The 25,847-nt window shown below is 56.8% G+C and carries 24 protein-coding genes; 12 read left to right on the plus strand and 12 right to left on the minus strand.

Features of this window, described 5'->3' with window-relative positions; translation table 11 throughout:
* Positions 1–146: 146 nt before the first annotated feature.
* Positions 147–1,016, plus strand: a complete 870-nt coding sequence (locus tag L881_RS0105855) for a Hint domain-containing protein (protein ID WP_084055407.1) — start codon at positions 147–149, stop codon at positions 1,014–1,016.
* Between the two features lie 199 nt (positions 1,017–1,215).
* Here the strand turns inward: L881_RS0105855 and mnhG are convergent, their stop codons facing one another.
* The 7 genes from mnhG to L881_RS0105890 form a co-directional block, all read right to left on the minus strand.
* Complete coding sequence (gene mnhG, locus L881_RS0105860; protein ID WP_034578768.1) at positions 1,216–1,572, minus strand: monovalent cation/H(+) antiporter subunit G; 357 nt, start codon at positions 1,570–1,572, stop codon at positions 1,216–1,218.
* A 15-nt stretch (positions 1,573–1,587) separates the two neighbouring features.
* Entirely contained in the window at positions 1,588–1,875 is a 288-nt protein-coding gene (locus L881_RS0105865; RefSeq protein WP_245587930.1) for a K+/H+ antiporter subunit F, read from the minus strand.
* Positions 1,869–2,366, minus strand: a complete 498-nt coding sequence (locus L881_RS0105870; protein WP_025732772.1) for a Na+/H+ antiporter subunit E — start codon at positions 2,364–2,366, stop codon at positions 1,869–1,871. The genes L881_RS0105865 and L881_RS0105870 overlap by 7 nt, the downstream gene beginning before the upstream one ends.
* Entirely contained in the window at positions 2,363–3,889 is a 1,527-nt protein-coding gene (locus L881_RS0105875) for a monovalent cation/H+ antiporter subunit D (protein ID WP_025732773.1), read from the minus strand. Before L881_RS0105875 ends, L881_RS0105870 begins: the two co-directional genes overlap by 4 nt.
* On the minus strand, positions 3,886–4,272 hold the full coding sequence (locus L881_RS0105880) for a Na+/H+ antiporter subunit C (protein ID WP_025732774.1): 387 nt from the start codon (positions 4,270–4,272) through the stop codon (positions 3,886–3,888). Before L881_RS0105880 ends, L881_RS0105875 begins: the two co-directional genes overlap by 4 nt.
* A 1-nt stretch (position 4,273) precedes the next feature.
* Positions 4,274–7,108, minus strand: coding sequence for a monovalent cation/H+ antiporter subunit A (locus tag L881_RS0105885; protein WP_025732775.1), 2,835 nt, complete (start codon positions 7,106–7,108; stop codon positions 4,274–4,276).
* A 558-nt stretch (positions 7,109–7,666) separates the two neighbouring features.
* Positions 7,667–8,395, minus strand: a complete 729-nt coding sequence (locus L881_RS0105890) for a 16S rRNA (uracil(1498)-N(3))-methyltransferase (protein WP_025732776.1) — start codon at positions 8,393–8,395, stop codon at positions 7,667–7,669.
* A gap of 216 nt (positions 8,396–8,611) precedes the next feature.
* Between L881_RS0105890 and purD the strand changes: the two genes are divergently transcribed.
* The 5 genes from purD (at position 8,612) to L881_RS0105915 (ending at position 13,268) form a co-directional block, all read left to right on the plus strand.
* Positions 8,612–9,913: a phosphoribosylamine--glycine ligase gene (purD, locus tag L881_RS0105895; protein WP_025732777.1), complete on the plus strand. Its 1,302-nt coding sequence runs from the start codon at positions 8,612–8,614 to the stop codon at positions 9,911–9,913.
* 231 nt (positions 9,914–10,144) lie between these two features.
* Positions 10,145–11,017, plus strand: a complete 873-nt coding sequence (locus L881_RS0105900) for a phosphoribulokinase (protein WP_025732778.1) — start codon at positions 10,145–10,147, stop codon at positions 11,015–11,017.
* Positions 11,018–11,083: 66 nt separating this feature from the next.
* Entirely contained in the window at positions 11,084–11,425 is a 342-nt protein-coding gene (locus tag L881_RS0105905) for a histidine triad nucleotide-binding protein (RefSeq protein ID WP_025732779.1), read from the plus strand.
* A gap of 154 nt (positions 11,426–11,579) precedes the next feature.
* On the plus strand, positions 11,580–12,224 hold the full coding sequence (locus tag L881_RS0105910) for a demethoxyubiquinone hydroxylase family protein (RefSeq protein ID WP_025732780.1): 645 nt from the start codon (positions 11,580–11,582) through the stop codon (positions 12,222–12,224).
* Positions 12,225–12,707: 483 nt separating this feature from the next.
* Positions 12,708–13,268: a prepilin peptidase gene (locus L881_RS0105915; protein WP_169730594.1), complete on the plus strand. Its 561-nt coding sequence runs from the start codon at positions 12,708–12,710 to the stop codon at positions 13,266–13,268.
* On the opposite strand, the gene L881_RS0105920 is transcribed toward L881_RS0105915, so the two are convergent.
* From L881_RS0105920 to L881_RS0105940, 5 genes are all read right to left on the minus strand, one after another.
* Positions 13,258–14,688 (minus strand): MFS transporter, encoded by a 1,431-nt coding sequence (locus tag L881_RS0105920; protein ID WP_025732782.1) that lies wholly within the window; start codon positions 14,686–14,688, stop codon positions 13,258–13,260. The two genes, L881_RS0105915 and L881_RS0105920, sit on opposite strands and share 11 nt — an antisense overlap.
* Positions 14,689–14,866: 178 nt before the next feature.
* Positions 14,867–15,928 carry an AI-2E family transporter gene (locus L881_RS0105925; protein ID WP_025732783.1) on the minus strand — a complete coding sequence of 354 codons (1,062 nt, stop codon included), beginning with the start codon at positions 15,926–15,928 and terminating at the stop codon, positions 14,867–14,869.
* Between the two features lie 49 nt (positions 15,929–15,977).
* Positions 15,978–16,400, minus strand: a complete 423-nt coding sequence (locus L881_RS0105930; RefSeq protein WP_025732784.1) for an OsmC family protein — start codon at positions 16,398–16,400, stop codon at positions 15,978–15,980.
* A 53-nt stretch (positions 16,401–16,453) separates the two neighbouring features.
* Positions 16,454–17,134 (minus strand): N-acetylmuramate alpha-1-phosphate uridylyltransferase MurU, encoded by a 681-nt coding sequence (murU, locus tag L881_RS0105935; RefSeq protein WP_025732785.1) that lies wholly within the window; start codon positions 17,132–17,134, stop codon positions 16,454–16,456.
* Positions 17,131–18,174 carry an aminoglycoside phosphotransferase family protein gene (locus L881_RS0105940; protein ID WP_025732786.1) on the minus strand — a complete coding sequence of 348 codons (1,044 nt, stop codon included), beginning with the start codon at positions 18,172–18,174 and terminating at the stop codon, positions 17,131–17,133. Before L881_RS0105940 ends, murU begins: the two co-directional genes overlap by 4 nt.
* 215 nt (positions 18,175–18,389) lie before the next feature.
* On the opposite strand from L881_RS0105940, the gene L881_RS0105945 reads away from it, so the two are divergent.
* The 6 genes from L881_RS0105945 (at position 18,390) to L881_RS0105970 (ending at position 25,801) form a co-directional block, all read left to right on the plus strand.
* Positions 18,390–20,879, plus strand: coding sequence for an LPS-assembly protein LptD (locus L881_RS0105945; protein WP_025732787.1), 2,490 nt, complete (start codon positions 18,390–18,392; stop codon positions 20,877–20,879).
* 163 nt (positions 20,880–21,042) lie between these two features.
* Positions 21,043–22,503 (plus strand): peptidylprolyl isomerase, encoded by a 1,461-nt coding sequence (locus tag L881_RS0105950; protein ID WP_051464805.1) that lies wholly within the window; start codon positions 21,043–21,045, stop codon positions 22,501–22,503.
* A 141-nt stretch (positions 22,504–22,644) separates the two neighbouring features.
* Positions 22,645–23,481, plus strand: coding sequence for a 16S rRNA (adenine(1518)-N(6)/adenine(1519)-N(6))-dimethyltransferase RsmA (rsmA, locus tag L881_RS0105955; protein WP_025732789.1), 837 nt, complete (start codon positions 22,645–22,647; stop codon positions 23,479–23,481).
* Complete coding sequence (locus tag L881_RS0105960) at positions 23,478–24,290, plus strand: symmetrical bis(5'-nucleosyl)-tetraphosphatase (RefSeq protein ID WP_025732790.1); 813 nt, start codon at positions 23,478–23,480, stop codon at positions 24,288–24,290. Before rsmA ends, L881_RS0105960 begins: the two co-directional genes overlap by 4 nt.
* A gap of 60 nt (positions 24,291–24,350) precedes the next feature.
* On the plus strand, positions 24,351–24,671 hold the full coding sequence (gene glpE, locus L881_RS0105965) for a thiosulfate sulfurtransferase GlpE (protein WP_025732791.1): 321 nt from the start codon (positions 24,351–24,353) through the stop codon (positions 24,669–24,671).
* On the plus strand, positions 24,668–25,801 hold the full coding sequence (locus L881_RS0105970) for a tRNA nucleotidyltransferase/poly(A) polymerase-related protein (protein ID WP_281172170.1): 1,134 nt from the start codon (positions 24,668–24,670) through the stop codon (positions 25,799–25,801). Before glpE ends, L881_RS0105970 begins: the two co-directional genes overlap by 4 nt.
* The last annotated feature ends 46 nt before the right edge of the window (positions 25,802–25,847 follow it).

A 25,847-nucleotide genomic window follows, 5' to 3' on the forward strand; every position in this document is an offset into this window, starting at 1 on the left:
TTTAATGAATTGTGAGAGGTTTGCTCTATACTTAATTATGCCTGAATTATCAAGGGTGTAGTGGGTATTGTACGGGTATTTTCCTCGCCATATAGTGCGTTTTCCCCTGTGGGGCTTGCTTACTAATAAATGAAGGAAAGTAAAAAATGGCATCTCAAGTTGATGAGCCAGTTAGTATTACTACATTCCCGGGATTTTCAGATGGGCCAGCGATATTTAATCCGGTTTATGGGCCTGAAGATAATACCGTTGATATAATAATAAAACAGGTTGGAGCTGCTGGTCCTGAGAGTGTTCGTTACTGCTATGCTGCAATAAGAGATATAAATGCAAAGAACCCTACTGACTTTACCCTCAAACTGGAGCAAGGCTTCGCAGATAAATATTATGAGATGACCGGTGAGCGTATTACCTGCTTCACTAAAGGTACGCTTGTTTCTACGCCAACCGGCGAAGTGGCGGTCGAAACGCTGAAAGAGGGCGATGAAGTCATCACGCTCTCCGGTGTGAGAAAAGTGGAATGGCTTGGTATACAGCCTGCCCGCTTCCGCGCTGATTTTTCTGCCCAGGAAAAACGCGAACACTATCCGGTTCATATCCTGCCGGGAGCACTGGGCAACGGTGTGCCAACGCGCGAGGTAGTGGTCTCAGCCTGGCACCATCTGCATATCAATGGAGTGCTGGTGCGTGCAATGGATATCATCAATGGCAACACCATTTATCAGGATGATTTCGTAGAGCGCATCGACTACTACCATGTTGAATTTGATACCTACGACATGATCGCTACCAGCGGCATGTTCTCGGAGTCGTTCACGGATAATGGCAATACCCGTGGTCGCTTCATTAATGCTGATTCCGCTAAATTGGCCGACGATTGGCAGAACATCAAGGGTCGCTCACCGCGCCCCGGGTTTAAAGTGGTTCGTCCTGGCGATAAGGATGAACATCTGCTGTTCGCTATCAGAGAGCAGCTTGAGCTGGTGGCAGAGAATGCACTTGCGGTAGCGTGCTAGGGCCACACTGGCACTGCACGATAGAGCGACGCCAGTACGTCGCGTAACGTATTCACAGAATGCGCCTGACCATCGAGCCAAGGCGCGTTTTTATTGTGGGGCTGAGCAAGTAGGGGCTGGCAGGGGCAACATACAGGGCAGCAGGCAGCTTATATGACCTGCCGCGCTACCCGCATGGAGGCATTTGATCGCCAGCGTTTTAATCCTGGTCGATCTGCTCATTGATTTCGAATGGGCCGCCCTGGGTATTGGATTGGCGCGGCAGCTTCATATGCATGGCACTCATGGTGAGCAAGTGGGCGCTAATAGGAGTAGTAACCATCAGCAGCACCATAAGAATCAGTTCCTGGGCGCTAAATGTGCCGGTATGAAACCAGAAGAACCCGATTGATGCGAGAATCACGGCACCGATGCCCACCGTAGAACTCATGGCCGGGCCATGCATGCGCATATAGAAGTCGTTGAAGCGCAACATGCCCACGGCACCGGTCAGGGCAGCCAGCCCCCCAATGACCAGCAACAGGGCGATGACACTTTCTATAATCAATTGCCACATGGCCTCAATCTCCACTCATTCGATAATCATGCCGCGCAGCAGATATTTACATAGCGCAGCAGTGGTTAAAAAGCTGAACAGTGTGATCAGCAAACCGGCCTCAAATCCATAGCGGCTGCCCGTCCCTATGCCAATCAATAAGATGAGTCCGATGGCATTGACGCTAAGCGTATCCAGCGCAGCGATGCGATCAGGCAGGCTCGGGCCTACCAGAATGCGATAGATATTCAGACACACCGCGATGCTGAACAGCAGGGCGGTCACCCACATCGCAACATGAATAATCGGATAATGGCTTAGCATCCGAAAATCTCCTTGAGCGGTCGTTCATAGCGCTCGTAAATGAAGTTGACGAGTTGGTCTGGGTCTTCCACATCCAGCGCATGAATCAGCAGCGTATTGTCATGCGGTCGCAAGTGCGCCGAGAGCGTGCCGGGCGACAGCGAGAGAGTGCTGGTCAGTAGCGTAATGGGGAAGGATTCCTGCATCGCCAGCGGATAGAAGATAAAGGCAGGGCGCGGCGCATGTTTTGGCAGCCAGGTATTCTTCGCCACCTTGATATTGGATTCCACAATGTCGTAGATCACATGGATCAGGAACATGACCAGCTTCCACGGCTTGTGCAGTTGCGGCTGCGGCACCCAAAAACCATCTATCAGTTTCGGAATCAGCAGGGCAACGATCAGTGCCATGATGGTGTTGCCAACGCTCAAGGTATTCATGAGCATCCACATCACAAATACCAGGCTTGAGATAAAAGGGTGGGTAATCAGCCACTTTATAAAGCGTTTCATTGCACTGCCTCCCCAAGACTGGGTGCCTGACCCAACACCGCCTCGACATAGTGGCCGGGCGCTGCCAACTGAGCCACGATATCGTGGGTAAAGGCGCTCAGCGGATACGCAAACAAGGGAATGAGCAGCGCGACGCTGAGCAGCGCGATTGCCGCCCCCCCGGTGCGCCAGTTCAGCAAGGCTCCCCGCGTGGAGGCATCCTGACCGGCGCGCCAGAAGATAGTGGTGCCTGCGCGCGACATGCTGACCAGGCCCAGCAGCGTTGACAGCAGCACCACACCCCATAGCCAGGCGGCCTGATAGCCGTGGGCCGTGGTCAATATCATGACCTTGGCAATTGAGCCGGAGAAGGGCGGAATGCCAAGAATGGCCAGTGTGCCCACAAAATAAAGTGTCCCCAGCAGATAGGGCTGGCGAAGACGGCGACTCTTGACGATACGGGTGCCCGCACGACCGCGTTGGCGGCCGATGGCTTCTGCCACCAGATAAAGCCCTGCCGTAATAAAGGTGGTATGCGGCAGATAAAAGAGCACGGCACTGTAGCTATCGACGGAACCCATTCCCAGCGCCGCTACCATGGTGCCTACCGATACCAGCGTCAGATAGCTGATCTGGATACGCAGGTCAGGGCTTGAGAAGACGCCCAGCGCACCCACGGCAATGGTGGCGATGCCGCCGCACCACAGCCATTGGTGAGCAAAGTGGGCGATATTGCCCGCCTGATCGCCAAAGATCAGCGTATAGACGCGCAGCAGCGAGTAGACCCCTACCTTCGTCATAATCGCAAAAATGACCGCTACCGAACCGGGAGCCGCCGCATAAGCGCGCGGTAGCCAGAAATGCAGGGGCAGAATCGCCGTTTTAAGCAGAAACACCGCCATCAGCATCAGAGCCGCGGCTTCCACCAGCCCCTGCTGGCGCTCGGTAACATGCGTCACCTTGACCGCCAGATCGGCCATGTTAAGCGTGCCCAGCGTGCCGTAAAGCGTACCGGCGGCAATCAGGAAGAATGACGATGCCGCTACGTTGAGAATCACATAGTGCATACCTGCCAGGGTTCTTTTCCTTCCGCCGGAGTGCAGCAGCAGCGCATAAGAAGCGATCAGCAGAATTTCAAAGAAGACAAACAGGTTGAAGATATCACCGGTAAGGAAAGCGCCGTTGATCCCCATGAGCTGGAATTGAAACAGCGCATGGAAGTTGGTGCCCTTGGCATCCTGTCCGTTGGAGGCGTAGAGCATCGCCGCGGCGCCGAGCAGGGTCGAAATGATCACCATGTAGGCGGCCAAGCGATCAAGCACCAGAACGATGCCGAAAGGAGGGTGCCATTCGCCCAGCTGATAGGTCCAGATGGTGCCGTCTCGCGTCATGACCAAAAGGGTAACGGCCACCACCAGCTGGAGCGTGGTGCCGATCAAGGCCAGCATTCGACGGCGGTGTGGCAACACGCTGCGCTCAAGCATCAGCAGGCAGGCAAACAGCATGGGAAGCGCAATGGGCGCTATGACCAGGTGGTGCATCATCGTTTGCCGCCTCTTGATTCGTCGAGTTCAAGGGGGTCGGAGCGATGATCGTGACGCGATTTGCGCCGGCTGCCGTTGATATGATCGCTACCCAGGTCGGCGCGTGCACGAATGGCGAGAATCATGACAAATGCCGTCATCGCAAAGCCGATCACAATCGCGGTCAACACCAGCGCCGATGGCACTGGGTCGATTGAACCGAGCTTGCTTCCTACCAGTCCATCGGCACCAATGCGAAGCCGTCCCATGGAAAAGAGAAACAGGTTGGTGGCAAAGGTCATCAGACTCATACCGAGCACAATGGGCAGGGTTCTGCCTCTTAGCATCATGAATATGCCGCAGGCGGTCAAAATGCCGATGGTGGCCGAAAATATCGCTTCCATATCAGCGCATCTCCTTCTTGGCAGACATCGCACCATCAATCTGACGGTGCTCGCGAGCGGGGCTATAAGGGGTGGCAAGACGCCCAAGGTTGGCGAGAATCATCATTGTTGCGCCTACCACCGTCAGGAACACGCCAAGGTCAAAGACCAGCGCCGAGGCAATTTCCAGCGAGCCGATCAGCGGTATATCGAAGTGATCGAACCAGGTGGTCAGGAAGTTGTGACCGAACAGTAGCGGCGCAGCGCTGGTGAGCCATGCGATCAATAAGCCGGTGGCAATCAAGCGCTGGAAGTCGATGCGTAGCCGGCGCATCGTCCACTCAACACCACGGGCGGTATACATCATGATCAGCGCGGAAGCTGCTACCAGCCCGCCGATAAAGCCGCCGCCAGGGAGGTTATGACCGCGAATGAAGAAGTAGAACGCCACCATCAGTGCCAGCGGCAACACTATTTGCGCCACTGATCCGAAAATGGTCGGGAAGTACTCCGGCGCCCAAGGGCGGTTTTCTGCGCTGGTGGTTGGTACGAACAGCTTCATGCGGTTAAGCAGTTTGAGAACCCCCAGCGCCGTGATGCCCAGCACGGTGATTTCACCCAGGGTATCGAAACCACGGAAATCGACCAGAATAACGTTGACCACGTTGTGCCCGCCCGCACCTGATACCGCATTATCGGTGAAGAATTTACCAATCGAATCGTAGTGATCGGTCAGCACGGCAAAGTTGATGCTGGCGATAACCGTACCGACAGCCGCTGCCAGCACCAGGTCGCGCAGGATACGAATGCCGCTGGAGACGCGCGGCGTTTGCTGCGGCAGGAAGAAGAGCGTGAGCAGCATCAGAATGAGCGTTACCGGTGCCACCACCAACTGGGTAAGGGCGAGATCGGGCGACGAGAATTTCAGGAACGCCAGCGCCACCATCAGCTCAGTAATGGAGAGGCAGATCAGTGCAATCAGTCGGTAGCGCTGGAAGTTGACCGTGGCAATAGCGCCGATACACATCGCGATGGCACCTGCCAGCACAAAGGGGTCAATTGGCTGTAGCGCTACCGGCCCCATCAGACCGGGCATTTTCACCAGCCCCTGCACCGCCATGATCAGCATCAGCGTCATCATGACCAGCATATATTGCTGAAGCGAACGGCTGTCGATGCGATCCAGCACGCGCTCGCCGAACGCGATGCTTTTCTGAACGGCTCTTTCAAAGACCAGCTTGGCATCTGTCTTGAGAAAATCGCGACGGAAGCTGGAGTGCAGGATATTGCGCATCAGGTAGATGATTAACCCCAGCAGCATGGCCGCTGCGCTCATCATGAGCGGCAGATTGATGCCGTGCCAAACCGCCAGGCTTTGGCCGCTCATGGCATCAGTGGCGACCACGCTCATGGCGCTGTTCAGCAGTGCGCCTACGGTGAAGGAGGGGAACATGCCCACGGCCAGACACAGGATAATCAGTATCTCGATAGGCAGGCGCATGGGGCGCGGCGCTTCATGGGGCTGCTTGGGCAGAAAGCGCGGCTCACCGCGATAGAAGACATCCACCACCAGACGCAGCGAGTAGGCCACGGAGAGTGCCGAGCCGAGGGTTGCCAGCGCAGGAATCAGCCATGACAGGCCGCCGAGGCTTTGGATTTGTAGTGTTTCGGTCAGGAACATCTCTTTCGAGATAAAGCCGTTCAGCAGCGGCACGCCTGCCATCGACGCACCGGCCACCGTTGCCAGCGCCGCAGTATAGGGCATGTAACGTCGCAGCCCCCCCAACCGGCGTGAGTCGCGGGTGCCGCATTCATGATCCACGATGCCCACTGCCATGAACAGTGAGGCTTTGAAAATGGCGTGGTTGACTACGTGGAACACGGCCGCCAGCGTCGAGAGCCGGGTATCAAGCCCGAGCAGCATGGTAATCAACCCAAGGTGGCTAATGGTCGAGTAGGCCAGTAGCCCTTTCAGGTCGTACTGCACCATCGCCATGTAGGCACCATAGAACATGGTGATCAGCCCGGTCAGGGTAATGATGTAGTACCAGCCATTGGTATCGCCCATTACGGGATAGAGGCGAATCAGCAGGAAGATACCGGCTTTTACCATGGTCGCCGAGTGCAGGTAGGCACTTACCGGGGTTGGGGCTGACATTGCATGGGGCAGCCAGAACTGGAACGGAAACTGCGCCGATTTGGTGAAGGCACCCAGCAGCAGCAGTATCAGTACCAGCGGATAGAGCGGACTTTGGCGCAGCGTTTCGCCTGAATGAAGCACGGTATCCAGGCTGAAGCTGCCGACGATATGGCCCATCAGCATCAGACTCGCCAGCAGGCACAATCCGCCGGCACCGGTGACCGCAAAGGCCATGCGAGCGCCTTTACGCGCGTTGCTTGACCACGACCAGAAGCTGATCAGCAGAAACGATGACACACTGGTCAGTTCCCAGAAAAACCACAGCAGCATCAGGTTGTCGGAGGTCACGATGCCGAGCATGGAGGTCATGAACAGCATCAGAAAGCCGTAAAATTTCGGCATCGAATCCTTGGGATCGAGATAGTAACGCGCGTAGACGATGACCAGCAGACCAATGCCAAGAATCAGCAGGGTAAAGAGAAGCGAAAGCCCATCGAAGCGAAATGCCAGCGCCAGGCCCATTTGAGGCACCCACGGCAGGGCAAAGTGAAGGATGTCACCCTTCAGCACCTGTATTCCCAGCCAGATGGTAATCGCTAGCGCCGCACCGGGCAGTAGCGCGGTCAACAGGGCGATGGGCGTGCGTCTGGCACGCCGTGCCAGCACCGGTACCAGGCTGCCGATAAGGGGAAGCAGGATAATCAAGGGCAGTAACATTAATGCTCTCTTATTAAAGAAATAGTTACCTTGAGTGCACCAGCAGCGGCCATCTACAGGTGCTCACTTGTGCAGATTATCGGCGACTAGCGGCGTTGCTTCCCGTAACGCTGATGATGGTGGCGTTCCGGAGTAACGCGAGTGCGCTAGCCAGCCTTCGAGCGAAACATTCGCATTCAGGCAAGCGATACGCTGCTTGCTTGTGGTTGTTACAACACGCGCAACAACCTTCTATCGTGATTTCTCCGGCAGCGTTCTTGAGTGCTGGCATGCAAGGCATCATGGCACTCGCTGAATGTGGCGCTCTGCACGGAGGCGTGTTAGGTCAAACGTTGCATTTGGCCCGGCGGGCGTTACCGATAGCAGCGGTTGCTCATCGTCAGAGGAGCAGAGGCTGCTGGCGTGAGGACTGCCGGAATCGGAAATTGTTAATGCCTGAAAAAATATCATTTGTTTCAAACAATTGCCACTTGACTGTGCAGAATGTTTGCAACATTGGCTGTCGGTGGCAGCCCTCCCGCTGAAGTGGAAGCGCTGCCACTCGCGCTCATCAGCACATCAATAAAGGCGAGAGAGCAGGGCGACCACGGCAGTTTCGACGCGCAGAATACGTGCGCCGAGCTGTACGCCTTCTACTCCCGTCTGCTGGAGCTGTTCCAGCTCGTAGTCAACAAAGCCGCCTTCAGGGCCAATGGCCAGTAGCAGCGGGGTCTCTACGGGCAAGCCGCGCGGGCAGGGGAGCGCTGCGCCGGGGTCAGCCACCAGCCCACGACGCTCCGCCAACAGTGCCGGTAGCTGATCTTCAACAAATGGCTTGAAACGTGGCGCGCTATCCACCTGTGGCATCAGAGTATCGCAGCACTGCTCAAGCCCTAGCTGTAGATGGTGCATGATCTTTTCTTCGCGCAGTTCGGGGCTTTGCCAGAAGCTCTTCTCGACTCGTGCGGTATTAATAAGGGTAATGCGCTTTACCCCCAGTGCCGCCATGTTTTCAAGGCTGCGCGCCAGCATGCGTGGTCGTGGCAGGGCCAGCAGCACATGCACATTCAGCGCCGCCGGTGGCTGCTGTTCGGCGACAAAGGAAAATTCCGCGACCTGCTCGGTGAGCGTCAGCAGTTCACCACGCCCCATTGCGCCGTTGATTTCACCCAGCCGGTACATTTTTCCCTCTTCTGCACGATGTACCTGATGAAGATGGGCGAGGCGGCGTGCATCATTGATGCGTACCCGCAGCTCACCGTCGCTGCTGGTAAAGGTGTCAGCCTGGGAAAAGAGAATCAGATTCATGGTTGGCTCGTGCAGGGTCTACTTATATAAGGCGGCCAATCATAGCAAATCACCGTATTGTGTGGTGTTCACTATCGGCCTGACGCAACGCGAGGGTCAGGCTACTCGGTTAGCGTGCAATTTCTGGCATAATACGCCACATAGCCGCGATGCTTCGCATTTTCATGCGTGAGCGCGCGATTTTCATGGAGCTGTCAGGTACATAGGAAGGGTGCAATGAACGTGCTTATCATCGGTAACGGCGGGCGTGAACACGCGCTGGCATGGAAAGCGGCGCAGTCTCCCAGGGTGAGCAACGTGTTTGTGCTACCCGGCAACGCAGGTACGGCGCAGGACCCGGCACTTACCAATGTGGCGCTCTCGATGGATGACCACGACGCGCTGGTAGCCTTCGCCAGGGAGCAGCAGGTTGCACTCACCATTGTCGGGCCGGAAGCGCCGCTGGTGGCAGGGATCGTTGATCTTTTTCAGCAGCACGGCCTGGCGATTTTCGGGCCGACGGCGGCTGCCGCACAGCTTGAAGGCTCCAAGTCGTTCACCAAGGAATTTCTGGCCCGCCACGCGATTCCCACCGCAGATTTTCAAACCTTCACCCGTATTGATGAAGCACTCGCTTACCTTGATGAGCTATCCCAACAGGGGCGTGCTGCGCCTATCGTGATCAAGGCTGACGGTTTGGCGGCGGGCAAGGGCGTAGTCGTTGCCACCACCGAACAGCAAGCGCGTGATGCCATTCGCGATATGCTTGAAGACAACGCCTTCGGCGATGCCGGTGCTCGGGTGGTTATCGAAGAGTTTCTCGATGGCGAAGAGGCCAGCTTTATTTGCATGGTTGATGGCACCCACATCCTGCCCATGGCAACCAGTCAGGATCACAAGCGCGCGCTGAATGGTGACAAAGGCCCCAATACCGGCGGCATGGGGGCGTATTCTCCCGCACCGGTCGTCACCCCTGAGGTGGAGCAGCGCATTTTGCGTGAAGTGATCGAGCCTACCGTCAGCGGTATGGCGCAGGAAGGTGCGCCCTTTTGCGGCTTCTTGTATGCGGGGCTGATGATTGATACTGAAGGCGCGCCCAAGGTCATTGAATACAACGTGCGTTTTGGCGATCCTGAAACACAGCCCATTATGCTAAGGCTCGATAGCGATCTGGTAGAGCTGGTGCAGGCCGCGGTTGAAGGCCGCCTCGATCGCGTCGAGTGTGCGTGGAATGAGCAGCCGGCAGTCGGTGTGGTGGTTGCGGCGGGTGGTTATCCTGGCAGCTACCGCAAGGGTGATCCGATCAGCGGTATTGAAGCTGCCGAGCAGACGGGCTGTAAGGTATTTCAGGCGGGTACGGCACTGGCAAATGATCAGCTCGTCTCGGCAGGCGGTCGTGTACTGTGTGTTACCGCGCTGGGCGACACTGTTGCTGAGGCGGCTGCCAATGCTTACCGCGGCGTCGAGCAGATCAACCTCGAAGGGGCTGAATTCCGTACCGATATTGCCCATCGTGCGATTGCCCGCGAGCAGCACTAATAGCCCGTTCAACGTCTCGCGAGCCAGCGTTGTGCAAGGCAAAAACAGGTGAAGGTGCTAAGTTTACGCGCTGTAAATGAGCAGTCCGAGCCTGTTTTACCGCGGTAGAGCCGGCGCACAGCAGAGCGTTGAACAGCCGCTAACGCGATCTGGCAGGTAATGGTGCAGTGGTGGTGATGCTGCGCCGTGCTGATCATTCGTGCTTTAGCCACTAATCAAGAGAGATCCTCGATGTCGCGTGAATATCCCATCGTTGCTGTTACCGGCTCATCAGGGGCCGGCACTACCACCGCTCGGCGGGCGTTCGAGCGGATGTTTCTGCGCGAGGGGGTGAATGCCGCATACGTCGATGGCGATGCCTTTCATCGCTACACCCGTGACGATCTTGCTCGCATTCGCCGCGAAGAGCCGGAGCGCGAAGCGCAGTTATCCCACTTTCATGTTGAAGCTAACCTGATTGATCGCCTCGAAGCGCTGTTCGTCGAGTACAACTTGCGTGGTACGGGTGACTTTCGCCGCTATATTCACGCCGAGGACAAGCGCCTGATCGAGGAGGGGCACCGTGTTGGTAGCTTCACCGAATGGCAGCGACTGCCCGCGGGCACCGATTTGCTGTTTTATGAAGGATTGCACGGCGGGCTGGTCACCGATGAATACAATATCGCGCGCCATGTCGATTTGCTGGTGGGCATTGCCCCTGCCGTGAACCTTGAGTGGATTCAGAAGATTGATCGCGATACCAATCTGCGGGGCTATTCCCATGAGGCGGTGGTCGATACGATTCTGGGGCGCATGCAGGATTACGTGCGGTTTATTCAGCCACAGTTCTCGCGCACGCATATCAACTTTCAGCGCGTGCCGACGGTCGATACCACCAACCCTTTCGAGCAGCAGGCGGTGCCGACCGATGCTGAATCCTTCGTGGTGATTCGCTTCCGTGACCGTATGCAGATTGATTTTCCCTATCTGCTGGCGATGATCGAAGGCTCCTTTATCTCCCGCCCCCATACGATAGTGGTGCCCGGCGCCAAAATGCCGCTGGCAATTGAACTGATACTCGCCCCCAAAATAGAAGCACTGCTTGGTCAGCGGCGTTTCCGCTGAGATTAGCGCAGAATGCAGCAGGTATTGCTTACGCATCTAGCTGTTTAGCCACCATGTGAGGATGTTATGACGACTCTATTTGAAAAGATCATTGCACGCGAAATTCCGGCCGACATTGTTTACGAGGACGATCAGGTTATTGCGTTCAACGACATCGAGCCACAGGCGCCGGTACATGTATTGATCGTGCCTAAAAAGCCGATCGCTACGCTGAATGACCTCAGCGACGACGATGCTGCACTGCTTGGTCGCTTGCCAATTACCGCCGCGCGTCTCGCCAAAGAGCTGGGTATTGCGGAAGAGGGTTATCGCGTGCTGATGAACTGTGGTGAAAATGCCGGTCAAACGGTCTATCACATTCATATGCACTTGTTGGGCGGCCGTCCATTGTTGCTGCCGCTGGCCTGATACATGGCGAGAAGGTGCATCGTGCGAACGTGTGCAAGAAAATATTCAGTGGCAGCAGCGCGTTGAGCTGGCGGTGAATAGTGTTGATCAGCACCGAATACCGCTACGCTGCGCCTTTTGATGTGGGCTGGTATTTACCCCGGAGAAGATCGAGATGAAAGCTCCCCGTCGCTTCACCCTTACTGATGCGTTGATCGTGCAGTTCGATGGCTTGCTGCAAACGTTGGGCAGTACACAGCATTTTCTTCCGAGCAAGCCAGCGCCAGGGCGCTCCCTCGCTGAAACCGTGGATCATGACGAACGCCAGGCGGTAGCCGATTTGCTGCGCGTGGATCATATCGACCAGGTCATGAGCGTGGCGCTGTTTCGAGGGCGCGCGTTAAGTGCCCAGAGTGATGCCGAGCGTGAGCAGCTATTTGGTCTGGCGGCGCAGGGCTTTGATCGCATTGTGTGGATCCGCGCTCGGTTATCAGAGCTACAGGGGAGTGCAAGCCATTTGGCTCCCTTGGCTTACGTCACGGCGCTCGCGAGTGGTGCTGCGGTAGAGAGAATGGGGCAGGGCAATGGCAGGCGTGTTTCGGCAGCCCACTGTGGTGCCAGCGAAAAACGTCTTCGCCAGCAGTTAACTGCGTTGCCGACAACGGATGAACGTTCACGCGCGCTGCTGAAAGCATTGGCGGATCAGCAGGCGCAGGGGGCTTATGTGGCCGCCGACGATACCGGCTGGCGGCAGTGGTCGCTTCGTGCCGGCGCCAGATTGGCATCAACGGCCACTGCTTATCTGGCGCGTCGTTTCTAGCAGGGTGCTACTGGCGGTGTTCTGGTTGCGGTGCACGGATATGCCGTTTCTGCGCCAGCGGAGTGCGTGAATAGGGAAGAGATAGCGCTGCCTGAAACGGTTTTCTATTTTAAGTTATTGACCTTTAAGTTTTTTTAAAAAATGGCCCACGCTTTGCCTTATTCTTTTTGCCAGCGCACAGCAATGTGAGAGCGAACACCTCGTCGCCTGGTCAATACCCATAACGAACGATTGCCCAACAAAAACAATACTGCAATCCTTGATAGCGCCACCGCCCTACAACAACAATAGCGGCTCGGCACTCTATCAGATGACGCCCCGACACTTGCACGAGTGTCGGGTATTTTTTTGTGTCAATTCTGCGCGCAGGGGCGGTGCAGAGCGTCGAACATGGCCTATGTGAAAGATGAGATAACCACGGGAGGCTATCAACTTCTCTCAGCAATGGCCGATAACGGGTATCCCTGTTATTGGAGATGCGTGGTGAAGAATACTCCCTGTTACTGCTGCCCGCCTGTGCTTGCAGTCATCGTCGTCGCTCTAGCCATGGTAGGGCCTTTGCTGGTCGGCAATTTCTCCATGCCTGCCTGGGCCGTCGCGCTATGTGGCGCTGTACTGGCACGTTTGGCGATCGTCGATATGGTAACCTTCACCCTGCCTAACCATTTTACTATTCCGCTGCTGTGGGGTGGTTTGCTCGCCAACAGCCAGCAATTACTGACCAGTGCCGAGCAGGCGATTATTGGCAGCGTGACAGGCTGGGCACTGTTTACGCTGATTCGCGCTGGTTACTGGCTATGTGTTCGGCGTGAAGGCTTGGGCGGCGGCGACGTAAAACTGTTCGCTGCGCTAGGGGCCTGGGGCGGCCCACTGTTGCTGGCCCCCATCATGGCAGTCGCGGCGCTGCTGGGAATGGTGACCAGCGTGCTCGTTTGGTCAGGCGGCCATCGCCGAGCGCGCATTCCCTTTGGCCCCGCCTTGGCATTATCAGGGTGGGGGTGGTTGATGTGGGTCTTGTACGGTCAGGCAGCCGCTACTGGTTGATGTGTTCGAGCGCAACCCCTTGGGTACGCGGGCCGAACAGGGCAATGGTCAGCACCACAATCAGCATGCTGGTGATAATGAACACCAGTACTGAAGAAGCCCCCAGATTATCCAGAATGAAGCCGATCAGCACGCTTGAGAAGACCGTCGATAGTCTGCTGAAAGAGTAGCAGAACCCTACCGCACGAGCGCGAATCGCGGTGGGGAACAGCTCCGCTTGATAGGCGTGAAAGGCATAGGTCATCCACGAATTGCACAGGGTAATCGCCAGACCGCTGACGATCAGCGCCCATGGGGCACTTGCCAGCGCAAACAGTGACCCGAAAATGACCGTGCCCAAACTGGAAGCGACGATCTGCCACTTGTTCTCCAGCCGGTTGGCCGCTTTCATCATCACCAGCGAACCCAACGGGTAAGCCAGAGTAATGAAAAATGCGTACAAAAGGCTATGAGTCGTCGCGCTGCCCTGACCACCCAGCAGTGCAGGGAGCCAGTTGCCGAACCCGAAAAAGCCGATCGCCTGGAAGATGTTGAAGGTAATCAGCATCAGCATGCGCTTGCGGTAGGGGGGCTGCCACATGGAAGGCTGCTGGCTGGCGTGCGGCGGTACCTTGGCGGGCGCTTCGATGGGCGGCAGAGGCTGACCGTACTCCTTCTCACAGCGGCGCTCAATGTCACTTACCACGCGCGCTGCTTCTTCGCTCTGGCCGTGATTTGCCAGCCAGCGCGGCGATTCAGGCAGCGTGCGGCGCAGTCTCCACATCAACAGCGCGCAGGCAGCGCCGATCAGAATAACCCAACGCCATCCGGCAATATTAAACGGGCTATGAGGCACCAGTAGCCACGACAGCAACGCTACTGCCGGTACTGCCAGAAATTGAATAAAGAAGGCAAAGGCGAACGCTGAGCCGCGCATGCGCTTGGGCATCAACTCGCTCAGGTAGGTGTCGATGGTGACAAGCTCGACGCCCAGCCCGATACCTACCAGCAAACGGCAGCTCATCACTCCTGCTGAAGTGGATTGAAGCGCCATCAAAACGCTGAGTAGCGTGTACCAAAGCAAGGCGTAGGCGAAGATCGAGCGACGGCCGAAGCGGTCTGCCATGGGGCTGATAAGCACTGCGCCAATAAATAGTCCCAGAAATGTAGCAGCGCCGAACGCGGCTTGATCCGAGAAGCCGAATAGACCTTCACTGCCGCGTGAAAAAATGCCTGCTTCCAGTAGCCCTGGGCTGATATAGGCCGTTTGGAACAGATCAAATAGCTCAAAAAATCCCCCGATGGCGATCAGGGCTGTCAGCTTCCACAGCGTAGCGACGGCCGGAAGACGGTCGATGCGCGCTCCAATGGAATGGCTATCGCTTGATGTGTCAGCGGTATTGCTGACATTTATACCGAAGGAAGTAGGGGAAGTGCTCATGACGGTAACCAAAGTGAAAGGGCCACTATCATAAGGCGAAGATCAGGAAAGGTGCTGTTTGAATATGGTGAGGGTGTTGATGTTTTTGGTTGTTTGTAGCTATTTTTTATAATTTATTGAAATTTAATTTCAAGTTAACGAAGAAGGCAGGCATGGTCGCTCATGCCTGCCGTAAGGGTTACTGGCGCGCAGCCTCCTCTTTCCGCTCGGCACCAAACAGTGTCCAGGCGGAAATGAAAAAAGCGGCAATCAATGGCCCCATCACAAAGCCATTGATACCGAACAACGATAGACCGCCGACAGTTGAAATCAGCACCACGTAGTCAGGCAGTTTGGTCTCCTTGCCGACCAGCGGCGGGCGAAGCACGTTATCCGTCAGGCCAATAACCACGATCCCGACGAACAGCAGCACGGAGCCGCTGATATAGTCGCCGACCAGCAGCAGATACGCCGCAACGGGGGCCCAGACAATCGCGGCCCCAATGGCGGGCAGCAGCGACAGGAACGCCATCAGTACGCCCCACAACAGCGACGCTTCAATGCCGAGGAACCAGAAGGTCACGCCACCGATGGCCCCTTGCACCACCGCAATGATGACGTTGCCCTTTACCGTGGCACGTACTACCGCAGTAAATTTGGCCAGCAGCTTGTTGGTGTAGGCAGAACTCAGCGGAATGGTGGCGCGGATCAGTGCGCCCAGGCGCTCGCCATCTCTGAACAGGAAGAACAGCAGATAGAGCATGATGCCCAGACTGATGATGAAGTCGAGGGTATTCTGGCCGAAGCTGAGGGCGCGTCGCGCAAACATCTGGCTGCCCTGTAGCGCCGCAGAAGAGATGCGCTGGCGCAGCTCGGAGAGATCGCCGAGGTGATTGTTATGCAGCCATTCGCTGACGTTCGGTGGGATCGCCTGCTGGAAGCGTGCCAGATACGCATTGAAGTCAATATCCCCATTGCTGATACGCACATACATGGAGGCCCCTTCCTGAATCAGGGCGCCGAGAATGAGCGACATGGGAATGATGACGATGAAAATACAGACCAGTACGCTGAGCAGCGAGGCAATATTGCGCCTTCCGCCCAGCTTTCTGGTCAATGCAACATTCATCGGATTGAACAGTACCGCCAACACGATGGCCCAGAAAATGGCGCCATAGCGTGGCAATATCAGCCAGAAGAAGGCGATGCTTACAATCGCCAGCAGCAGCACAAAGGCCTTGTGCTCAGTAGATGTCTGCATGGTAGCTCCTGTGTTGACCGCTGGCCGTGCCGTTTGTGTTTAGTGTCACTCAGCTTGCGTCTTCGATGGTGTAATCGTGGGTAATTTCAACACCGCCGCGGGCCAGCATCAGCGAAGCGCTGCAATATTTTTCCGCCGACAGGTCAACCGCGCGCTTGACGTGAGCTTCCTTCAAATTACGGCCAATCACAATAAAGTGTACGTGGATGCGTTCAAACACCGCTGGCACGCCATCAGCGCGCTCGGCATTCAGCTCTACCCGGCAGTCGATCACGTCCTGACGTGACTTTTCGAGAATTTCCATCACATCAAAGGCGGTACAGCCGCCCAGGCCCATCAATAACATCTCCATTGGGCGTGGGCCGGTATTACGTCCGCCGTGATCCGGCGCTCCATCCATTACTACACTGTGACCAGTGCCTGATTCGGCAAGAAACTGGCGACCATCTGTCCATTTTACGACTGCCTTCATGGAGTTCTCCTTATCCATTTATACGTCTTGGCACATGTTTTCATTCGATAGATTCAGGGGGCTGCGTGGGCAAGACGCTGGTCAAGTGCGGCAAGCCGTTCGGGGGTGCCAACATCGACCCACGCGCCGCGATAATCAATGCCGCCGACTTTATCCCGCTGGATGGCCGCTTGTAGCGGCGGCAGCAATTTGACGGCTTCACCCAGGGGGAGGTGAGCGACCAGTGCCGGAGCCATCAGGGCCACGCCGCTGTATACCCGTTGTGGCTCGCCATCCAGCCGCAAACGGTGGGTATCGGTCAAGTGGAAATCGCCGCCTGGATTGTGCGCAGGATTGGGCACCATCACCAGGCGGGCGAGGTCATCGCCGAGAGAGTGGTTGATTAGCTCACTAAACGGGAAGTCGGTCCATACATCACCATTGACCAGCAAAAACGGCTCTTCTCCCAGGAGTGGCAGTGCCTGCCGGATGCCGCCGGCGGTTTCGAGCGCCTGCTCCTCACGGCTCCAGGCGATGGTGACACCGTACTGATGACCATTGCCCAACCGTTCCATCAGCATATCCGCCAGATAAGCGGCATTGATTAACAGTTCGGTAATTCCTGCATCGCGCAGCCGTTCAATGTGATGCACGATCAGCGGCTTGCCGGCCACCGGTAGCAGCGGCTTGGGGCAGTGATCGGTGAGAGGCGACATGCGCTTGCCGCGTCCAGCGGCGAGAATCATCGCTTTCATCGCTGCTGCTCCTTTAGTGTAGTGAGTGCGCCAGTGAGCGCAGGTTCAAATTCGTGTTGCAGCCACTCAAGCAGCGACTTCCACATCGAAGCGTTAGGGGCGCCACGCTGTACCATGGCGCTCAGCGATTGCTTGAGATGTTCGAGGAAAAACAGCTCATAGTTGAGCAGATAGCGTGGCTTGCCATCGCGCTGCGCCAGGCGACAAAATAGCCCCAGCACTTTCAACGAGCGCTGGGCGCTGGCTTCATCTATCCAGCCAAGATGCTGCTCCAGCGAGGTTTCCTGCGAAATACCTGCGTCGAGCGTGGCCTGATGATGATGCTGGAATACGGCGCGTTGAATGTCGCTGCTCCAGGGAAGGTTGCGATCGCGCAGCAGTGAGCCAGGGTCATAGCCAATGGCACCCTGCCATGCGCCCTGGAAATCAATCACTCGAAGCTGCTGCTGGGCATCGACCATCAGATTGCCGCAATGATAGTCGCGATGGGTAGTCACCTGGGGCTGGCCGAGAATCTGGCGAATCAGTTGATTGCGCAGTGACTGCCAGTGCGGCGGCGGCGGGATATCAAGCCAGCGCTCAAGCGCCCACTCAGGGAACAGGTCAAGTTCCATGCCCAGCCGCTGCTCGTTATAAGGGGGAAGCGCTGCTGCTGGCTGTGCGGCTATTTGTGTGGAAAGCGTCATGGCGCGTTGTAACCATTCCAACTGTGCTTTTTCATCAAGCGTCGCCAGATGATCGGTCAAAAGCGTGCCGCCCAGATCTTCCAGCTCAACAAAACCGCGAGAGAGATCAGCAGCATAGAGGGCAGGCACCGGTAACTTTTGCTCTCCCCAGGCCAATGCAATATCGACAAAACTGCGCGTGGGCTCCTTTTCAGGAGGCGCATCCATTATGATGCGACTACCATTATCAAGATTGAGTCGATAGTAGCGGCGAAAACTGGCGTCATCAGCGACTGCTGTCAGCGTGCATGAGTGTGCCGCTCGCGCGTGACGTTGCGCGACCCAGTGTGTTAACGCCTTGAACCGAGCGCTCATTGACTCTCCTGAGTAATAAAGGACAAAAATGACAAATCGCAGCGTGGTCGTGGTTGACGCTCCACACTACACCACGCATGCTAGCACCCAGCGCATAATATAATGGCCGCGTGTTGTGCCGAAGGCACCTTGAACGCGCCCTTCGTATACGTCAAGTGATGAAGCCGTTGCGGCTCATCGCGCGATATTCCCAAGAAGCAAGGACACCAAGCACCATGGCTCAGCGCCTATTTTGGACGGCGAGTACTCTGACTGGCGTATTTTCATCGCTGTTGCCCGCGTTTACCTTTGCAGCACCGCTTCCTTCCTCGCTACCTGCCTCTCAGCTTGATTGGCATGCGTGGGGCGAAAACCGCCCTGAAGGCGAACTATGCAGCGGTTATTATCTAGCGCCCAGCTATTCGATTTCACAGCCCGGCGACGGCCAGCTCAACTCCCAGTCAGACGACGCCGGCTACAGCGACTCCGGCGTTACCACGCTCAGCGGTAACGTCATCGTGCGTCAGCAGGATCAGCAGCTTCAGGCCAGCCAGGCGACACTTAACGAAGATCGCTCGCGGGTTAACCTGACCGGCCCCGTTACCTACCGCCAGCCCAATATTCTGGTGCGTGGTACCACCGGCAGCGCTGCGGTCAACAGCAACGCTGCCGACGTAGAGCAAGCGCATTACGTGTTTCATTCGTCCCATGCGCGTGGCGACGCTGATCGCCTTGAGCGCCTCGACGATGGCCGCTATATGATGCGTAACGCCACTTTCACCAGTTGTGATCCTGATAGCAGCCTGTGGAAAATCCAGGGCGATCAGATCGTGATCAATCGCGCGGAAGGGTACGGTACTTCTACCAATACCAAATTCCGTATCCATGATGTGCCCGTCTTCTACTGGCCGTGGATGCGCTTCCCCATTGATGACCGTCGTCTTACCGGGCTGCTCTACCCCACAGTGGGGGTTAGCAGCGACAATGGATTCGACTACAACCAGCCGATCTATCTGAACCTTGCGCCCAACTACGACGCTACGGTAACGCCGCGCGTCATGACAGGGCGTGGCTTGATGATGGGAGGGCAGTTCCGCTATCGGGGCGAGCGTGATGAAGGGCTGATAGAAGGTAACTATCTGGCCAATGATGGTGCTCACAGCACTGGCAATGACACTGATCACCACGGAGATGATCGCTGGTATTTCAACTACGATCACAGCGGCAGCTTCACTGATCGCCTGACCTACCGCATGAAGTATGCTCGTGCCAGTGACGGCGACTACTTCGATGATTTCGGCAATTCATTTGACGAACAGAACCGCGACAACCTGCAAAGCATTGCGATGCTCGACTACGCAGGCGATGTGTGGCACTTGCAGGCCCGCGCACGCGGTTATCAGATAATGGATGATCCGGTCGATCCTGAGGATAAACCGTTCAACGAGCTGCCGTCATTGACAGCCAACGCGCTGTGGCAGCAGGAGAACGGCTTCTATGAAGAGTTCAACTCCAACGCGACCTACTTCCACCGTAGTGAGTCCTACGATTATTACCATCATGAAGTTTCGTGGCGTACCGAGGACATGCCAGGCAGCAAGGATTATCTGACGCAGAAGGTAAATGGCGCGCGTTTCAACATTGCGCCTGCCATCGGCTATCGCAACGATCCGACCTGGGGCTTCTTCGAACCACGCGTGCAGATGTATCTGACCCAGTACGATCTCGACTGGAAAAGCCCTCAGAACCGCAACTGGGACTCTTCCCCCGATCGTGCCGTGCCGGTATTCAGCGTGGATTCAGGACTGGTGTTCGAACGCCACTCGTCGATGTTCGGAAATGCCTATCGCCAGACGCTTACTCCGCGGCTTTACTACGCCTACGTACCTTATCGCGACCAGAGCAAGCTGCCTGAATTCGATACGGCGCTGCGTTCGCCTTCCTACGAGGATCTGTGGTCTCCCTATCGCTTCAACGGCATTGACCGTATTGGTGACGTGAACAAGATCTCCTACGGTGTCAGCACCAGCTTCTTCGATGACGACTCAGGCTTCCAGCGTTTCACGTTTGATCTGGGGCAGAGCTACTTCTTCGAAAATCGCCATGTGACCGATGATGACCCGTCGAAATACTTCGGTCCCAATGGCAAAGGGCCGCGCGACAAATATAACTATGACCTGACGCGTGACTACTCGCCGGCCATCGCACGCGCTACCTGGAACATCAACCGCGACTGGAGCGCGAGCTATGCGATGTTCTATGACACTGAGCGCGGCAATGCGGAGCGCAACGATCTCTACGTGCATTATCACAATCTCGACAACGGTAATGCGTTCAATATCGGTAACCGCTGGGAACGCGAAGGCTTCGATTCCTCCGGTGACCGCGATGATCGTCTTGGCTATAACCGTAATGAGTTCGATGTTTCCGGTGCCTGGGCCATTTCGCCTTCGGTATCGTTGGTGGGGCGCTATCTGTACGACCAGACCAACAGCCGTTCGCTTGAGAAACTGGCGGGCATCCAGTTCAACGATTGCTGCTATGCGGTGCAGGTAGCGTGGCGTAAATACATCGACGACGACGATACACTTAACCGTATCGACGACGATAAATCGAAAAGCGGTGTCTTCCTGCGCTTTATCTTCAAGGGACTTGGCGGCCTTGGTTCCAACCCGGAACCGTACTTCCAGGACGCAGTCCCAGGGTATAGACCCTCGGGTTTCTAACCCTTGTACCCCGTGCGCTTGTTCCTATGGCTGGACAAGCGCCGTTTGATTCGGGATGCTTTGCGCATCCGACGAGGCGGTATGTAACCGCTCGATTCTCCGGCGCCAACGCTTATGCTGGCGAGGTGCCAACAGCTACTTGGTCAAGTTCAAGGTTCGTATAATGAAGAATGGCAATAAGGCTGCGAGGCTGCGTCTTCCCGTGTCGACGCGGGCGATGCTGCTCCCTCTGGGAATGGTGGTAACCTTGGGTGCGGCAGCGCCGGTATATGCCCAGCAGATGTCTGCCAGTCAGCAGTCAGGGGCCGCGGCACCGGAGCAGCAGCTTGAAGGCATCGCTGCGGTAGTCAATCAGGAAGTGATCATGACCAGCGAGCTGCAGGCACGCATGGCGCAGGTGCGTCAGCAGGTCAGCAGTGAAGGTGGGCAGCTTCCGCCGCAGGACATACTACAGCGGCAGGTGCTTGATCGTCTGATCCTTGAGCATATCCAGTTGCAGTTGGCCAAGCGCGCCAACCTGAACGTCAGTGATCAGCAGTTGGATCAAGCGGTTGCCGAAGTCGCCAGCCGCAACCATATGAGTTCCGAGCAGTTCGTTCAGACACTGCGCCGTCAGGGGCTTTCCTATGATGAAGTTCGCCAGCAGATTCGCCGCGAAATCCTGATCTCTCAGGTACAGCAGGGCAGCGTGGGCGGGCAGGTGCGAGTGTCCGATCAAGAGGTCAATCAGCTCCTTGAAAATCAGGCGGCAGCCACTGGCGTGCAGTATCACGTAGCGCAGCTGCTGATTCCGCTGCCTGATGGAGCCACCAATGAGCAGGTCAGGGCCGCGCAGCAGCGTGCCTCGCAGTTGCGCAACAGCATTCTTAACGGTGAAAGCCTTGAGCAGGCGGCTGCCGACGCCAATCAAAACGCAGACGAGAATGACCAGGGCAGCTCCAGCCAGGTAGAGGGCGCCGATCTCGGCTGGCGTTCGCAGCAAGAGCTGCCAACGCTCTTCTCAAGCGTGGTGCCTAATCTTACCGTGGGTACGGTCAGTCAGCCGGTGCGCAGTGCCAGCGGCATCCATCTGGTGCGCCTGATTGAGCGCCGTGGTGGTCAGCAGGCACCGGTCAAGGTCGAGCAGTTCAAGGCGCGTCATATTTTGATTTCACCTAACCCGATTCGGACTGACGAACAGGCCCACCAGCTGGCGCTTGAGCTGCGTCAGAAAATCGAAAGCGGCGCCGACTTCGCTCAGCTCGCCAAGCAATACAGCGATGACCACGGTTCGGCACTCTCCGGCGGTCAGATGGACTGGGTGAATGACGGCGATACCGTTGGCCCGTTCAACGACTATTTGCATCGCGGCACCATTGGTCAGCTGTCTCAGCCGATCAAAACGCAGTTTGGCTGGCACCTGATTGAACTACAGGATCATCGTCAGAAAGACGTGACCGTTGATCAGCAGCGTGAGCAGGCGCGTCGCGCGCTGTTCCAGCGCAAGGCGCAGGACGAGTTGCAAACCTGGTTGCAGCAAATTCGCTCCGAGGCTTACGTCGATAATCGCCTGTATCCCAACGACAAGGGAATCGGGCCGATGATGCCGATGGGCGGCGGTGCGCAACAGCAGCCGCAGCAATAAGTCATCACCGCTGTGATATCGGGCTGCGCCGCGTGTGCATGGGCGCAGTGGTATTGATCAGTTACACTGAGGACACTCGCACTGATGGCGAGTGTCTTTTTTTGCGGCGCAGGCCGCGTGTTCAGGCAAGTGGAATTCAGCATGTCAAAGCCTACTCAGGGTGAAACGCTATCACCTACCGGCGGTCATCGCGCGCGCAAGCGGTTCGGCCAAAACTTTCTGCGTGATGGCAATATCATCGCACGCATTGTCTCTTCCATTCGGCCCAAACAGGGCGATCGTTTGGTTGAAATTGGTCCGGGGCAGGGGGCGATTACCGAGCAGTTGCTGGAAGCCGTAGGGCAGCTGGATGCCATCGAGCTGGACCGTGATCTGGTGCCGGGCTTGCGTACCCAGTTCTTCAATTATCCTGACTTTCATGTACATCAGGCCGACGCGCTGAACTTCGATTTCAGTGAATTGCAGGGAGATGGCCCGGCACTGCGTGTGGTGGGGAACTTGCCCTATAACATTTCGACGCCTCTTATTTTCAAGCTGCTGTCATTCGGGGCGGACACCATCCGCGATATGCACTTCATGCTGCAAAAGGAAGTGGTCGAACGTCTGGCGGCACGTCCTGGTAGCGGTGACTGGGGGCGCTTGTCGGTGATGGCGCAGTACCACTGCCGCGTTGAGAGTCTCTTTATCGTGCCGCCCGAAGCCTTCGTGCCTCGCCCCAAGGTGGATTCCATGATTGTGCGGCTTACCCCGCGCAGCGAACCGGAATTCAAGGCCAACGATATAGATGCTCTGGCCGCCGTGGTGCGTCAGGCGTTTTCCCAGCGGCGTAAAACCCTGCGTAATACCCTGAAGGGCTGGGTAGACAGCGACACGTTAAGCGCTCTTGATATTGACCCGACCCGTCGCCCCGAGACGGTCACGCTCGAAGAGTTTGTGCGCATCACTAACCGGTATAGCGAGCAGCAGGAGAGATCATGACCAGGTGGGTAGTGGGCGATGTGCACGGTTGCGCTGACGAGCTGGAAGCATTGCTGGAGAAGGTGCGCTTCGACTCCGCTCAGGATGAGCTATGGCTGGTGGGGGATCTGATTAATCGAGGCCCGCGTTCACTGGGGGCGCTGCGTCTGGCGCGTTCGCTGAATGCCACCATGGTACTGGGAAACCACGACCTGCATTTTTTGGCAGTGGCAGCAGGGGCACAAAAGGCCAAGCGCAACGATACCATCAAGCCTATTCTCGCCGCACCTGATGCGGCTGAGCTGATCGAATGGATGCGCCATCGGCCGCTATTGGTTGCTTCGCAGGATAACGCGGTCTGTATGGTGCACGCAGGCATTCTACCGCAGTGGTCATTGGATGATGCGCAACGCTATGCAGGTGAAGCTGAAGCGGTGCTGAGGGGGAGTGACTGGAAAGTGCTGATGCAGCATCTCTATGGCAATTCCCCCGACCATTTTGAAGAATCCTTGCGCGGCTGGGACAGGCTGCGTGCCATTCTGAATGTGTTCTCGCGCATGCGTTTCATTGATGCCACAGGCCGCCTGGATTTTTCCGCCAAACTGGGGCCGCAATCTGCGCCACGAGGCTTTAATCCCTGGTTTCACTATCGGCGCAGTGACTCCTTACGGCTGTTGTTCGGGCACTGGGCGGCGCTGGAAGGGCGTACTTCCGGTGCGCAGATTGCCTGTGAAGCGCTCGATACCGGCTGCGCGTGGGGCGGCGCCCTGACCGCCATGTCGCTGGAAAGCGGTGAGCGCGTTAGCGTGGCGGCCACCAGTCGAGCATGACCCGCAGGTCAATGCCGCTCTACTACTATTCAATTCTCGACGACCAACGAGGGAGCTGCCATGTCATTCAAGCATCTTGATACGGATACGCTGGCGCAGTGGCTAGATCATGAAGAAGAGGTGACTCTGGTGGATATTCGCGATCCGGTCAGCTTTGCCGATGCCCATGTGGTGGGGGCGACCCATCTTGATAATGTGTCGCTGACGCATTTTCTGGAGAGTGCTCCCAAACAGCAACCGCTGGTGGTGGTGTGCTATCACGGCCACTCCAGCCAGGGAGCGGCAGGCTGGCTGGCCGAGCAGGGGTTCAGTGATGTCTATAGCCTCGACGGTGGCTTTACCGCATGGCAACAGCGTCATCCGGAGTGGGTCGGCCAGTGAGTGACAGCAGCGCGTTGGATGGGCTGGAGGTCTATCTGGTAGGCGGCGCGGTACGCGACCGTTTATTGGGCCATCCCTATAGCGATCACGATTGGGTGGTGGTGGGGAGCAGTGTCGATGAGATGCTGGCACGAGGCTTTCTTCAGGTTGGGCGCGACTTCCCGGTGTTTCTGCATCCTGATACCGATGAAGAGTATGCGCTGGCGAGAACCGAGCGCAAGGCAGGGCGGGGCTATACCGGTTTTGAGGTCCATGCATCGCCGCAGGTGACGCTGGAACAGGACCTTGAACGCCGCGATCTGACCATTAATGCCATTGCCGAGCGGCTTGATGGCAGCCTGGTCGATCCTTTCGGCGGAGTGGCGGATATCGAGGCACGTCGGCTTCGGCATATCGGCCCTGCGTTTGTCGAAGACCCCCTGCGGGTGCTGCGGTTGGCGCGTTTTGATGCGCGCTATGCGCCGCTGGGGTTTCAGCCGGCGGAGTCGACCCTGGCGCTATGCAAACAGCTTGCCCATGCAGGCGAGCTGGGTGAACTGGCGGCTGAACGGGTGCAGCAGGAAACCTTCAAGGCGCTCTCTGAACGGCAGCCCGACCGCTACTTCACCACACTATTTCGTGCTGATGCTCTGTCACCATGGTTTGCGGAGCTGGAGGATAAAAGCCGCTTTGAAAGCTGTCTCTCCTCCCTGGCTCGGGCGGTTGAGACAGATATTCGTGATGCGGCGCCACGTTGGGCGGCGCTGGTACTGCCTCTGGAGGATGAGCAGCGTAGCGCACTGGCCGAGCGTCTCAAGCTGCCTACGGAAGTGCGGGAGCTGGCGCGTCTGCTGGCACTCTCGGTCGAACGCTTGAACCACTCCTGCTGTGACGCTGACCGATGGCTAGGTTGGTGCAATAGCGTTGATATATGGCGCAAGCCTGAGCGCTGGAGCCGATTGCTGCCGTTACTCAGCGTGTATGCACCGCTGCTTGATACCGACACGCTGGGTGTACGGCTTGAACAGGCGCGCGCGCTATCACCGCGTCTCTGGGTAGAGCAGGGGATCAAGGGCAAGCAGATTGGTGAATATCTCGCCAAGGCCCGGCACGCAGTATTGGCGGGTGATGCCCCAGTGAATAAGAAGTAATGGCAGGAATACGAAAGCCCCTTCGTGCGTGAGGGGCTGGATATCA

The organism is Carnimonas nigrificans ATCC BAA-78 (assembly GCF_000526695.1).
In the GTDB taxonomy this organism is placed as follows: Bacteria; Pseudomonadota; Gammaproteobacteria; order Pseudomonadales; family Halomonadaceae; genus Carnimonas; species Carnimonas nigrificans.